Source organism: Polaribacter batillariae, assembly GCF_017498485.1.
GTDB lineage: Bacteria > Bacteroidota > Bacteroidia > Flavobacteriales > Flavobacteriaceae > Polaribacter > Polaribacter batillariae.
On sequence record NZ_CP071795.1, the window covers coordinates 109,404 to 121,651 of the forward strand.

Here is a 12,248-nt window from a genome sequence, read left to right on the forward strand (position 1 = left end):
TTATTTTTTAAGACCTTCTCTCACAAGCCAATAAAGTGTTTTTTAACAACATGGCAATTGTCATTGGGCCAACTCCGCCAGGAACAGGAGTTATAAAACGGGCTTTTTCAGAAACTTCTTTAAAGGCAACATCTCCCACCAATCTAAATCCACTTTTTTTCGAAGAATCTGCCATTCGTGTAATACCTACATCTATAATAGTAACGTCTTTTTTTACCATGTTTGCTTTTAAAAACTCAGGAATACCAATTGCAGCAACAATAATATCTGCTTGTAAGGTAATTTCTTTTAAGTTTTTGGTTCTACTGTGGCACATGGTAACAGTGGCATTTCCTACTTTTCTCTTTTGGGAAAGTAAAATACTCATTGGGCTTCCAACAATATGGCTTCTACCTAAAACAACAACGTGTTTTCCAGAAGTTTCTACATGATACCTGTCTAACAATTCTAAAATTCCGAAAGGTGTTGCAGAAATAAAGGTAGGTAAATTTAATGCCATTTTACCAACATTTGTTGGATGAAAACCATCTACATCTTTATCAGGATCTACTGCCATTAATATTTTTTGTTCATCTATATGCTTTGGCAATGGAAGTTGTACAATAAAACCGTCTATATCTGCATCGACATTTAAGATATTTATTTCGTTTAATAAATCTTCTTCTGTTGTATCTTCGGGCAATCTTATTAAAGTAGATTCAAAACCAACACGTTCGCAAGCTTTTACCTTTGCATTTACGTAGGTTAAACTTGCACCATCATTCCCTACAATAATAGCAGCTAAATGCGGAACTTTTTTATCTCGATTTCTAAGTTCAGCAACTTCTAAAGCCAATTCTTCTTTAATATCTGCTGCTGTTTTTTTACCGTCTAAAATTGTCATGTTTATTAATATTGGCTATTGTTTTTTTAGTTTCAAAGTGTTTTTCTAGCAAAGGCGTAAAGACGCAATTTTTTTTTACAATTAGACTACAACTGCTAACTGCCTACTGCTAACTGAATACTGCCTACTGAATACTGCTAATTAAATTACTTCATCCCTTTCATCATTTGCATCATTTTTTTGCTACCACCACCTTGCATCATTTTCATCATTTTACTCATTTGGTTGAATTGCTTCATTAATTGATTTACTTCTTGAATGGAAGTTCCAGAACCTTTTGCAATTCTTTTTTTTCTGCTTGAGTTTATAGTTGCAGGTGTACTTCTTTCAGAAGGTGTCATCGAATGAATAATGGCTTCAATTCCTTTAAAAGCATCATCATCTATATCTACATCTTTCAACGCTTTTCCAGCACCAGGAATCATACCTATAAGGTCTTTCATGCTTCCCATTTTCTTAATTTGCTGAATTTGATTTAAGAAATCGTCGAACCCAAATTGGTTTTTCGCAATTTTCTTTTGAAGTTTTCTGGCTTCTTCCTCATCATATTGGTCTTGTGCTCTTTCTACTAAAGAAATAACATCTCCCATTCCTAAAATTCTGTCTGCCATTCTATCTGGATGAAAGATATCTATCGCATCCATTTTTTCTCCAGTACCAATAAATTTAATTGGTTTATCTACAACAGATTTTATAGATAATGCAGCTCCACCACGTGTATCTCCATCTAATTTTGTTAGAACAACACCATCGAAATTTAAAATATCGTTAAAGGCTTTCGCTGTATTTACAGCATCTTGCCCAGTCATAGAATCTACAACAAATAACGTTTCTTGTGGTTCAATTGCCTTGTGAATGTTCGAAATCTCTGTCATCATTTCTTCATCAACCGCTAAACGTCCAGCAGTATCAATAATCACTACATTTTTTCCATTGGCTTTTGCGTGTGCAATGGCATTTTTAGAAATTTCAACAGGATTGTTATTGCCAATTTCGGCATAAACTTCGACACCAATTTGTTCTCCAACAACTTGTAATTGATTAATTGCGGCAGGTCTATACACATCACAACCAACTAAAAGAACCTGTTTAGATTTCTTAGTTTTTAAGAAGTTTGCTAATTTTCCAGAAAAAGTAGTTTTACCTGAACCTTGTAAACCAGACATTAAAATTACGGTTGGCGAACCACCTAAATTAATACCCACAGTTTCGCCTCCCATTAATTCTGTAAGTTCGTCTTTTACCAACTTAACCATTAATTGCCCGGGATTTAAGGTGGTTAAAACATCTTGTCCTATGGCTTTGGTTTGCACTCTTTTGGTAAAGTCTTTGGCAATTTTAAAGTTAACATCGGCATCTAGTAACGCTCTTCTTACTTCTTTTAGCGTTTCTGCAACATTAACTTCGGTAATTTTACCATGTCCTTTTAAGGTATGTAAGGCTTTATCTAATTTATCGCTTAAATTATTAAACATAATTTGTGTCTTTTTTTTGGAAGCACAAATATAGGAATTTAGAGGAATTTTTATGATTAAAAAAAGAGTTTTTTAATCATATTTTCTTTAAAAATAGGTTTGTAAAGAAGTTTACTAAATGAATAAATACAGAAAAAATAAAGATGCCAATCGAAATAGCCATTATTAACTGCGAGTTGTTATACAATGCCTGTAGTTGCTCTGGATACTGCTTTTTTGCAATCCAACTCCAGTTTTGTTTTGTTAATAGTAATAAAAGTGAAAAAATTTGTAACGAAATATGCGCTATTGTTAAGCTTTTTTTGGGTGGTTTTTCTGCCCAAAATAAAGAGAAATAATTCAACCCCATTAAAGCAAAGAAAATGGCAGAAAGATAAAACCAAAAATCGATGGTTGTTACATAATAAGTTGCATAGATGTTTATATCGATGGTTGTTTTTCGATTTATAAAACCTAAAATGATAAATGCAACAGTAAGCCCAAAAAAGAAAAGGTGTGGTTTTGCAATAATATTTTTCATTCTAAAGCAGCGTTTTTGTATATTTTTCTTTTAAGATATTTGTGTGATGTTCTGTGTGGTGGACTGTCCACATAATAATTTCACGAATGGTCATTTTTCCCATTAATGGATGTGGAATAACCAATCTATCTAAATTTAAATCGCTAATTTTTCGTGTTTTGTATTGTAATTTTTTATGCTGAATTTGAAGTCTATTTAGCAATCTTTTTCTATTTTTTAACAAAGGTTTTTTTAATTTTTGATTAAAGGTAGCCGCTCTGTCTTTGTTTTCAGTCAACTTTTTTTGATAATTTTTTACAATCGTATCATAATTCCTGGTTTCTCTGTTACAAGTTCCAAATTTATGTTTCAAAAAAAAACGAGGATAACTTAAAGCGTTGTTTAATAATTGCAAACTATCTACCAAATGTTGTATTTGCTGACCTGTTGTCCATTTTCCTTCTGGGCCTTTTTCCCAAATTTCTTTAGGTTGATTTTCTAACCAATTAAATAAATATTGATGTTTTTTTTCTAATAAATCTGTAATTTCTTCTTTATTCATTTATCAATTTTTTAAAAGATAAATATAAGGAATTTTGGTAATCTCTTCTTTTTGGGCTATTTATTAGTTCATTATTTCAAATAGTAAATGGCATAAGCATTCGTTTAAAGAAAAGAAAGCATTCGTGTAAAATAAAATTACATCAAATAAAATGATTGTTAAAAAACATAAAACCTTGCTAATTAAACAATTAACAAGGTTTTTATTTCGAATAATGCACTAAAGTTAGTGACCGGGCTGGGGCTCGAACCCAGGACCCTCTCCTTAAAAGGGAGATGCTCTACCAACTGAGCTACCAGGTCTTTTTCTTAAATCGGTTGCAAATATACTATCAATCATTGGAAATATTGGCATAATTTTGAAAATTTTTTAACGATATTTGTCAAAAATTAAAATAAATGAAAATTGTACTTTTAGGGTATATGGCTTCTGGTAAATCTACCATTGGAAAAAAATTAGCTAAGAAGCTGTATCTTAATTTTATAGACTTAGACGAATACATTTCTGAAAAAGAAAAAATGAGTATTTCAGAAATTTTTAGCACCAAAGGAGAAATTTATTTTAGAAAAATTGAGCACGAATATTTGAAAGAAATATTAAATTCTGATGAGAAAATAGTACTTTCTTTGGGTGGAGGAACACCATGTTATGCAAATAATATGGATGTTATTTTAAGATCTAATGCCAAATCTATATATATTAAAGCTTCTATAAACACTTTGGTAGAAAGATTGCTAAAAGAAAAAAGTAAAAGACCTTTAGTAGCCAATCTCGAAAACGAAAAAATAACAGAATTTGTTGCAAAGCATTTATTTGAGCGTAGGTTTTTCTACGAACAAGCAAATTATTCAGTTGCAACAGATGGTAGAGATGTTTCAGAAATTGTTACAGAACTAAGAATTTTATTACACTAAAAAGGCTTTTGCTTCTTTTTGGGTAAACTCTACTTGTACATGTTCTTTTATAGATGTAGATAAAGAAATTCCTTTAAAATCTGCTTTTACAGGATATTTTTTATGGTTTCTGTTTACCAAAACAGCTGTTTTAAATCTTTTTAAAGGGACGTCTAAAAAATGTTTAATTCCGTAAATTAAAGTAGTTCCAGAATTTAAAACATCATCTACCAAAACCAACGATTTATTTTTGTAAACGGTATCTTCTAGAGAAGTTGTAACCTTTTCCAAAGGCTTTTTCTTATTAATGTGCAGTTTACAAATGGTTACTTTTAACGGAGATATTTCTTTTAAAACCGTTACAATTTTTTCTGCAAAAATGTATCCATTTCCTATAATACCAGCAATTATAACCTCTTTTTCGGAACTATTATTTTCGTAAATTTGGTAGGCAATTCTTCTAATTTTTTGTTGAATTTGTGTAGTATTTAAAATTATGTTGGTTGCTGTTGTCATATTTCTTTAGTTGTATCTTCTTGATAATTATCTATATCTCTTCGATCTTTTTTGGTAGGTCTTCCAGTACCTTTTTTGCGGTAGTAATCTTTCGCAAATTTTAATAAAGCTGTTTTTTCAAATTCTTCTTTCGGTGTTATATCTTTTCTAAATTGCTCTACTAATTTTGCGCCAACTCTGCTGTCTGGCAAACCTAAGACTTTAAATTGATAATTAATTTGGTTTTTTCTAACCACAATTAATTCTCCTCCAAAGACCTCTTTCGAAGGTTTTAGAGCATTACCATCTATTTTAACCTGGCCTTTTTTACAAGCTGTTGTAGCAATGCTTCTTGTTTTAAAAACTCGAATGCACCATAAATATTTATCTATTCTCATAAAAAAAGTTAAAATTATACTGTTTGCCTTTTTACAAAGGTATAAAAATGGTAAATTGCGCACTTAAATTTAAAGGTTAAAAATGAATAAAATTAAAAATATTTTCGCGCTGTTAATTCTTGCTGTAGTTATATTGAATTCTTGTGACGATAATCGAAGAGGTATTGTAGATCCTTTTGCAGATGTTAATTACGAACAATTAGCCATTTCTGATAATGATTCTATTGAAAAATTTTTAAAAACTCATTATTATGATGAAAATTTAGATTTAATTAAGGAATTGTCTGATGGAAAAACATCAATTTTAGAGGACGATAGATTGATTATAAACGAATTAACAGAGAATGATATAAAGTACAAGCTATATACCCTTGTTACTAAACAAGGTGTTCCTTCTAATGATAAAGGATTTCCTACGTTTATAGATTCTGTTTTTACTAATTATACAGGTATTTTGTTATTAAATAATACTATAGATAGAGATGCTTTTGATACTGGACAAGCAGCATGGTTAACCAATACAATAAGAGGCTGGGCTAAAGGTTTTACACATTTTAAAGGAGGTGATAACATTACAGATAATGGTCCAATTACTTATGAAAATACGGGTAAAGGCTATATTTTTATACCAAGTGGATTAGCATACCCTTCTATAAATTATGTTATTGGAAGACCAATTAATGAAAGGCCTTATGATCGAATTTTGGTTTTTAAAGTAGAACTTTTAGATTTTATAAAAGATACAGACCACGATAATGATGGCACTCCATCAGTTAAAGAAGATGCTAATGGAGATGAAGATGTTACCAACGATTTTAGTGATCCTGATAAGCCTAATGTACCAGATTATTTAAATCCGGATATAAAATAGCAAAAACAAAGCTTTTATAAATGAAAACAAAAGTGCTCTTGAGAAATCAGGAGCACTTTTGTTTTTTGTAAGAAAAATAATGATGATTTTTATACTTATTAAAGATAGTAGATTCTTTTTATTATTCTAAAATTGATAGTTACAATAAAGATATCGAAAATTGTTTCAATTGCACAAAAAATACATAGGTTTACGAACCTGAGTTCGATAGAAAATCACACAGAAGACTCATAGTTGCCTTACAATCAAATATTTGTTAAGGTGAGTTCGATGTAATATTGATAATATCTATTTAAAAACCAGTATATTGTCATTTCGAACGAAACGCAGTGTAGTTGAGAAATCTTATATTTAGTCTAAGATTTCTCCATGAGATCGAAATGACAGTTGTTTTAAAAAAAACATAACTATTTGATAAACAGTATTTTTTAAATCGAACTCACATTTAATAAATACTATTCATAATTTATTTTATAAAATAAAAAATGCTCTTGAAAAACCAAGAGCATTTTAATATAAAACTTTAAATAATTACAGCCTTAAAGAAAGCCCGAAAATTATTTGGTTGGTTCTATTATCTACAGAAACATTGGCAAATTTAGCTTCTGTTTTAGATAAACCTCTTTCCCATCGAACATCAACTCCTAATCTTCCAAATTCAACACCAATTCCCATTTGCAATCCAACAGAAAACTTATCAAAATCGTCTGTAGTTAAATTAGAAAATTTAAAATTATCATCTATAATATATTGAAATGATGGTCCAATAAATGCATTCGCAAATCCTAAGAATTTCTTTCCTAATAAAACAGGTACGTCAATTTTCTTGAACTTATAATCTGTAATATCATTATTACTATCGTTGTATTCGCTGTTTACTTGTGTGTAAACAAGTTCGGGTCTTAAATACAAACCAACAACTGGAACTTTAAAGCGTGTCCAAACACCAAGGTGATAACCAGATTTAGATTTTGCTCCTCTAATTAAGTCGTCTCCAGTAGATTTTAATGTAGCATCTCCATTATTATTGTAGTTAAGACCACCTTTTAAACCAAAGTCTATTTGTGCATTAGAAGTTTGGCTAAAGGCAAAAGCAAAAGTGAAACAGATTAATAAAATTACTTTTTTCATGATTTTCATTTTTTAAATTAATTTAATTGGGTTTTTTGTTATAAACGAATTTATTTTCTAGAAATTACTTTTTTAACAGCTTTTATTACAGCATTTGCATCTAAACCATACTTAGCCATTAATTGGTCTGGTGTTCCAGACTCGCCAAAAGTATCGTTAGTTGCTACAAATTCTTGTGGAGTAGGGGCATTTAAAGCCAAGCATCTTGCTACACTTTCGCCTAAACCACCAAGTTTATTATGCTCTTCTGCAGTTACAATACAACCGGTTTTTGCAATAGATTTTAAGATAATTTCTTCATCTAATGGTTTAATGGTATGAATGTTTATTACTTCTACAGAAATACCTTCTGCTTCTAGTTTTTCTGCAGCTTGTAAAGATTCCCAAACTAAATGTCCAGTAGCAACAATCGTTACATCTGTACCTTCTGTTAATTGAATTCCTTTTCCGATTTCGAATTTCGCATCTTCTGGCATAAATACAGGTACTTTTGGGCGACCAAAGCGTAAGTAAACAGGGCCATTAAAATCTGCAATGGCAATGGTTGCTGCTTTTGTTTGGTTATAATCGCAAGGGTTTATAACCGTCATTCCAGGCAACATTTTCATTAAACCAATGTCTTCTAATATTTGGTGTGTTGCTCCATCTTCTCCCAAAGTAACTCCAGCATGAGAAGCACAAATTTTTACATTTTTACTAGAATAAGCCACAGATTGACGAATTTGATCGTAAACACGTCCAGTAGAAAAGTTTGCAAATGTTCCTGTGAAAGGAATTTTACCACCAATAGTTAATCCTGCAGCAATACCAATCATGTTTGCTTCTGCAATACCAACTTGGAAAAACCGGTCTGGATTTTCTTTAATAAATTGATCCATTTTTAAAGAACCAATTAAATCTGCACATAAAGCAACTACGTTAGGGTTTGTTCTTCCTAATTCAGTTAAACCGTCTCCAAAACCAGAACGTGTGTCTTTTTTTTCTGTGAATGTGTATTTTTTCATTATAAATTTATAAAAATGTTGTGTTGTAAAATTCGATGTAAAAATAAACTTTTATTTTACTTTAAAGAAGAGAAAAGAAGTTTTAAAACCGTTAATAAAATGTTATAAATATTTTTATTTTATAGGTTTATTAATGCTTTATAGAGTTTATGAACGGGCAAACCCACAACATTAAAATAGCTTCCTTGTAGGTTTTCAATGGCTATAAAACCAATCCATTCTTGAATTCCATAAGCACCAGCTTTGTCAAAAGGCTGATAGTTTTTTATGTAGTAATTAATTTCTTCGTTTGTTAATTCTTTAAAAGTAACTGTAGTTATATCTGTAATTATTTTTTGAAAATTCTTGTTTTTTATACTGATAGAAGTAATTACTTCGTGATTTTTTCCTGATAAACTGCGCAACATTTCAAAAGCTTCTGTTTCGTCTTTTGGTTTTCCTAACATTTTGTTTTCTAACCAAACAATGGTGTCTGAAGTGATTAATAGATCGTTTTTCGATAAATTTGTAAATGGTTTCGATTTTAAATCTGCTAAAAACTCTGTAATTTCTTTTCCTTTTAATTCTTTCGGATAAATTTCTTCTACTTCTTTTAATTCAATAGTAAAATCGATATTTAAATCTTTAAAAAATTGCTGTCTTCTAGGAGATTTTGAAGCGAGAATTACATGGTAATTTTTTAATTTTTGTTGTAACATTTTAGGTTGCTTATCGTTAAAATTATAACTTTATTTTGTAAACTTAGTAGGTGTTTTTTTCTTGTGTAGCAAAAACAGCCTGCTAATTTATCGCAAATAACAACATCGATAAAATTCCGAAAAACATAATCCCTTTCATTATATTACTTAATTCTGTAAAATCTTTTTTCTTTTCTGCTTTCCACAATAAATACATAAAAAATAAGAGTGGCAATAAAATAAAAATAACTCCATAAGCTAAAAAGAGGATTTTACTTTTAGCAAATTGTAAAACAATTAAAAGAAGTACTAATAAAACACAGCTACAAAAAAACGCGACTTTTGCCGCTCTTTTTCTACCCAATAAAATGGGCAATGTTTTGGCTTTGATTTTTAAGTCGCCATTAATGTCTTCGATATCTTTTATAATTTCTCTTATTAAGGTTGTTATAAATGCGAATGCTACATAAGATGATAAAATTTTAAATAATAAAAGAATTTTATTTTTGTTAAATTCATTTGCGCTAGAAACATCAAAAAAATATACGATTAAAATAGATAGAATAATTAAAATGCTAACAATAAAATTACCAACGAATACTATTTTTTTTAAAATTGAAGCATAAATTAATAAAAATATTGAGCAAGAAAAGAAAATGAAAGAATATTGATAATTTAAACTAATTATTGATAAATAAATACCTAAAGCTAAACCTAAAAAAGTGATTAAAAAGTAGCTTCTCCAAGCATTTTTTTTAGAAATACGAACCCCAATAAAAACCTTGTTGGGTTTGTTTATTTTATCTGCTTTAACATCAAAAATATCGTTTATAATATAGCCTCCAGCAGTTATTAGAATTACTGATAAAGCTAAAATTATAAATTCGAAATCAGATAAATAACTGTCTCTAAAAAAAGATTTAATCAATGCATATTTCGTTAAAACCATTGTTAATAAAACCATTAAAAGATTTTTATAACGAATAAGTTGTAAGAAAGCAATCATCAAAAAAAAAGTTAAGAGTTAAAACTCTTTTTAATTCGGGCTAAGTCGCGTTTAGAATCGCGTTCTTTAAGAACTTCACGCTTGTCGTGTGTTTGTTTTCCTTTTGCCAAAGCAATTTCTAATTTGGCAAAACCTCTCTCGTTAATAAACAATCGAAGTGGTACAATTGTGTTACCTTTTGCTTCTACATCTTTTTTTAAGCTACGCAATTCGCGTTTGTTTAAAAGCAATCTTCGCTCGCTTTTTGGTTTGTGGTTAAAATGATGCCCAAAAATATATTCTTGAATGTACATATTTACAATAAACAATTCTCCACGATCATTAAATTCGCAAAAACTCTCTGTAATTCTTGCTTTGCTTTGTCTTATCGATTTTATTTCTGTACCCGTTAATTGAATTCCAGCCACATATTTGTCTAAAATTTCATATTCGAAACGTGCTTTTTTATTCTGAATGTTTATTTTCTTCTGCACAGCCATAGACTGATTTTTTTTTACTTTTAATTATCTAAATTATTTAATAATTCTGTAAATACTAAATTACAAAATTTTAACAAAGATACATTTTTAGATTGGGCAAAGAAATGTAATTTTGAAACTTAATTTTAAACCTCTCTATAAAACCAAATGAGATTTTTATTTACCACTTTTTTGCTCTTGCTAGTGTCTTGCAAATCGCAACAAAAAAAATTAAATGTTCAAGAAATTATAGACAAAACAATTTTATATTCTGGAGCAAATAAAGTTGCGAATTCTAACATTTCATTTCAATTTAGAGATAAAAAATACAATGCCGTTCGTAAAAATGGTCACTTTAAATTATCTCGTTTTTTTAGTCTCGATAATCAACAATTTACAGACGAATTAACCAATACTGGCTTTAAAAGATTTGTAAATGGTACGCAAATTCTGCTAGCGGACTCTGTAAAAAATAACCTTGCAAATTCGGTAAATTCTGTGCACTATTTTTCGGTATTGCCATATGGTTTAAATGATAAAGCCGTAAATAAAAAACTACTAAAATCAACTTCCATAAAAGGTAAAGAGTACTATAAAATAGAAATTACTTTCTCTAAAAACGGTGGGGGAGAAGACTTCGAAGATGTGTTTATTTATTGGATTGGAAAAGACGATTTTTTAATCGATTATTTGGCATATGCCTACCATACAAATGGGGGTGGAAAACGTTTTAGAGTTTTAAAAGAACAGTGTGTAAAAAACGGAATTCGATTTGTAGATTACTATAATTACAAACCTATAAATACAGAGCTTAAATTAATAAATATCGACAAAGCTTTTGAAGAAAATCAGTTAATAAAAGTATCAGAAATCGTTTTAAAAGATATTAAAGTAACCCTTTTAGAGTAGTTTTTTGTGCTTTTTATACTCGCTTTTTTATTCAGAAAAAGAATAAAAAAGAGCTCAAAAACATTTAATCTGCCTTGAGCGAAGTCGAAAGGCTTAATTGGGGCTAAACCTGTTTGCTAACTAAAAAAATAGTGTAAACATTCTATAAATTAAAAAATGTTAAAAAAACAACTCATACCCAAAGCATTAGAAGACTTTTACAACAAAGCTTCTGAAGAAACACGTTTAGAAAATGGTATGGGTTTTTTCGAGTTCGAGCGAATTAAATCTTTAATTGAAAGACATATTTCTAAGCCTAATGCCACCATTATAGATGTGGGTGGAGGCACAGGAAAATATGCTGAATGGTTGGCAGAAAAAGAACACCATGTCCACTTAATAGAACCTGTTGAAAAACACTTAAAATTGGCCCGAAAAAGAGCCCATAAATTAAAAAATAAATTTTCGATTTTTTTAGGCGAATCTTGCAATCTACCAATAGAAAACGAAGTGGCAGACTTGGTTATTTTACATGGACCTTTGTATCATTTGCAACAAAAAGAAGATCGTTTACAAACGATAAAAGAAGCAAAAAGAGTTTTAAAAAAAGGCGGAATTGTTTTAGGTTTTGCGATTAATTCTTCGGCATCTACAGTTGCTGGTTTAATGCAAGGTTTCATCCATAAAAAGCCTTTCTTCGAAATGTGTAAAACCGAATTAACTACCGGAATTCACAATCCACCAAAAGAATTTCCTTGGTTATTAGCAAACGGATTTTACCATAAACCCAAACCGTTAAAAAAAGAATTTACTTCTCAAGGTTTAGAAATCATTAACTTATTTGCAGTCGAAGGCATTATTTGGTTAGACAACGAATATTTTGCGAACATGCTACATCCAAAGAAAAAAGCAACCTTATTAGAGTTGCTAAAAGTTACAGAATTAGACGAATCTGTTTTGGCTTTTAGTCCACACATGATGGTGGTTGCAAGAAAATAATTTAATTTT

The 12,248-nt window shown here is 29.8% G+C and carries 15 protein-coding genes and 1 tRNA gene; 4 read left to right on the forward strand and 12 right to left on the reverse strand.

The window, feature by feature from the left end; all coding sequences use genetic code 11:
• Positions 1-7: 7 nt before the first annotated feature.
• The 5 genes from folD to JL193_RS00510 form a co-directional block, all read right to left on the reverse strand.
• Complete coding sequence (gene folD / locus JL193_RS00490) at positions 8-883, reverse strand: bifunctional methylenetetrahydrofolate dehydrogenase/methenyltetrahydrofolate cyclohydrolase FolD (protein ID WP_207971981.1); 876 nt, start codon at positions 881-883, stop codon at positions 8-10.
• A 146-nt stretch (positions 884-1,029) separates the two neighbouring features.
• On the reverse strand, positions 1,030-2,358 hold the full coding sequence (ffh, locus tag JL193_RS00495; protein WP_207971982.1) for a signal recognition particle protein: 1,329 nt from the start codon (positions 2,356-2,358) through the stop codon (positions 1,030-1,032).
• 76 nt (positions 2,359-2,434) lie between these two features.
• Positions 2,435-2,878 (reverse strand): hypothetical protein, encoded by a 444-nt coding sequence (locus JL193_RS00500; RefSeq protein WP_207971983.1) that lies wholly within the window; start codon positions 2,876-2,878, stop codon positions 2,435-2,437.
• A gap of 1 nt (position 2,879) precedes the next feature.
• Positions 2,880-3,419, reverse strand: a complete 540-nt coding sequence (locus JL193_RS00505) for a DinB family protein (RefSeq protein WP_207971984.1) — start codon at positions 3,417-3,419, stop codon at positions 2,880-2,882.
• Positions 3,420-3,648: 229 nt separating this feature from the next.
• Positions 3,649-3,721 (reverse strand) — tRNA-Lys (locus JL193_RS00510).
• A gap of 96 nt (positions 3,722-3,817) precedes the next feature.
• On the opposite strand from JL193_RS00510, the gene JL193_RS00515 reads away from it, so the two are divergent.
• Complete coding sequence (locus tag JL193_RS00515) at positions 3,818-4,333, forward strand: shikimate kinase (RefSeq protein ID WP_207971985.1); 516 nt, start codon at positions 3,818-3,820, stop codon at positions 4,331-4,333.
• On the opposite strand, the gene JL193_RS00520 is transcribed toward JL193_RS00515, so the two are convergent.
• Entirely contained in the window at positions 4,325-4,828 is a 504-nt protein-coding gene (locus tag JL193_RS00520; RefSeq protein WP_207971986.1) for a phosphoribosyltransferase family protein, read from the reverse strand. The two genes, JL193_RS00515 and JL193_RS00520, sit on opposite strands and share 9 nt — an antisense overlap.
• Entirely contained in the window at positions 4,825-5,205 is a 381-nt protein-coding gene (locus JL193_RS00525) for an RNA-binding S4 domain-containing protein (RefSeq protein ID WP_207971987.1), read from the reverse strand. Before JL193_RS00525 ends, JL193_RS00520 begins: the two co-directional genes overlap by 4 nt.
• Positions 5,206-5,287: 82 nt before the next feature.
• Here JL193_RS00525 and JL193_RS00530 point away from each other — a divergent pair, with 82 nt between their 5' ends.
• A complete protein-coding gene (locus tag JL193_RS00530; protein ID WP_207971988.1) occupies positions 5,288-6,076 on the forward strand; it encodes an FKBP-type peptidyl-prolyl cis-trans isomerase in 789 nt (262 codons plus the stop codon).
• A gap of 531 nt (positions 6,077-6,607) precedes the next feature.
• Here the strand turns inward: JL193_RS00530 and JL193_RS00535 are convergent.
• From JL193_RS00535 to smpB, 5 genes are all read right to left on the reverse strand, one after another.
• Positions 6,608-7,207: a porin family protein gene (locus JL193_RS00535; RefSeq protein ID WP_207971989.1), complete on the reverse strand. Its 600-nt coding sequence runs from the start codon at positions 7,205-7,207 to the stop codon at positions 6,608-6,610.
• A gap of 50 nt (positions 7,208-7,257) precedes the next feature.
• Positions 7,258-8,211 carry a transketolase family protein gene (locus JL193_RS00540; protein ID WP_207971990.1) on the reverse strand — a complete coding sequence of 318 codons (954 nt, stop codon included), beginning with the start codon at positions 8,209-8,211 and terminating at the stop codon, positions 7,258-7,260.
• A gap of 119 nt (positions 8,212-8,330) precedes the next feature.
• Positions 8,331-8,909, reverse strand: coding sequence for a Maf family nucleotide pyrophosphatase (locus JL193_RS00545; RefSeq protein WP_207971991.1), 579 nt, complete (start codon positions 8,907-8,909; stop codon positions 8,331-8,333).
• 82 nt (positions 8,910-8,991) lie between these two features.
• On the reverse strand, positions 8,992-9,852 hold the full coding sequence (locus tag JL193_RS00550; RefSeq protein ID WP_207971992.1) for a geranylgeranylglycerol-phosphate geranylgeranyltransferase: 861 nt from the start codon (positions 9,850-9,852) through the stop codon (positions 8,992-8,994).
• Positions 9,853-9,905: 53 nt separating this feature from the next.
• Positions 9,906-10,373, reverse strand: a complete 468-nt coding sequence (smpB, locus tag JL193_RS00555) for an SsrA-binding protein SmpB (RefSeq protein WP_207971993.1) — start codon at positions 10,371-10,373, stop codon at positions 9,906-9,908.
• Positions 10,374-10,520: 147 nt separating this feature from the next.
• On the opposite strand from smpB, the gene JL193_RS00560 reads away from it, so the two are divergent.
• Together JL193_RS00560 and JL193_RS00565 are read left to right on the forward strand one after the other, a co-directional pair.
• Entirely contained in the window at positions 10,521-11,261 is a 741-nt protein-coding gene (locus tag JL193_RS00560; RefSeq protein ID WP_207971994.1) for a DUF6503 family protein, read from the forward strand.
• Between the two features lie 156 nt (positions 11,262-11,417).
• Entirely contained in the window at positions 11,418-12,239 is an 822-nt protein-coding gene (locus tag JL193_RS00565; protein WP_207971995.1) for a class I SAM-dependent methyltransferase, read from the forward strand.
• Positions 12,240-12,248: the final 9 nt, after the last annotated feature.

Excerpts from the sequence above, each read along its gene's own strand:
- folD (WP_207971981.1), bottom strand. The coding sequence starts at position 883 with ATGACAATTTTAGACGGTAAAAAAACAGCAGCAGATATTAAAGAAGAA.
- ffh (WP_207971982.1), bottom strand. The coding sequence starts at position 2,358 with ATGTTTAATAATTTAAGCGATAAATTAGATAAAGCCTTACATACCTTA.
- JL193_RS00500 (WP_207971983.1), bottom strand. The coding sequence starts at position 2,878 with ATGAAAAATATTATTGCAAAACCACACCTTTTCTTTTTTGGGCTTACT.
- JL193_RS00505 (WP_207971984.1), bottom strand. The coding sequence starts at position 3,419 with ATGAATAAAGAAGAAATTACAGATTTATTAGAAAAAAAACATCAATAT.
- JL193_RS00515 (WP_207971985.1), top strand. The coding sequence starts at position 3,818 with ATGAAAATTGTACTTTTAGGGTATATGGCTTCTGGTAAATCTACCATT.
- JL193_RS00520 (WP_207971986.1), bottom strand. The coding sequence starts at position 4,828 with ATGACAACAGCAACCAACATAATTTTAAATACTACACAAATTCAACAA.
- JL193_RS00525 (WP_207971987.1), bottom strand. The coding sequence starts at position 5,205 with ATGAGAATAGATAAATATTTATGGTGCATTCGAGTTTTTAAAACAAGA.
- JL193_RS00530 (WP_207971988.1), top strand. The coding sequence starts at position 5,288 with ATGAATAAAATTAAAAATATTTTCGCGCTGTTAATTCTTGCTGTAGTT.
- JL193_RS00535 (WP_207971989.1), bottom strand. The coding sequence starts at position 7,207 with ATGAAAAAAGTAATTTTATTAATCTGTTTCACTTTTGCTTTTGCCTTT.
- JL193_RS00540 (WP_207971990.1), bottom strand. The coding sequence starts at position 8,211 with ATGAAAAAATACACATTCACAGAAAAAAAAGACACACGTTCTGGTTTT.
- JL193_RS00545 (WP_207971991.1), bottom strand. The coding sequence starts at position 8,909 with ATGTTACAACAAAAATTAAAAAATTACCATGTAATTCTCGCTTCAAAA.
- JL193_RS00550 (WP_207971992.1), bottom strand. The coding sequence starts at position 9,852 with ATGGTTTTATTAACAATGGTTTTAACGAAATATGCATTGATTAAATCT.
- smpB (WP_207971993.1), bottom strand. The coding sequence starts at position 10,373 with ATGGCTGTGCAGAAGAAAATAAACATTCAGAATAAAAAAGCACGTTTC.
- JL193_RS00560 (WP_207971994.1), top strand. The coding sequence starts at position 10,521 with ATGAGATTTTTATTTACCACTTTTTTGCTCTTGCTAGTGTCTTGCAAA.
- JL193_RS00565 (WP_207971995.1), top strand. The coding sequence starts at position 11,418 with ATGTTAAAAAAACAACTCATACCCAAAGCATTAGAAGACTTTTACAAC.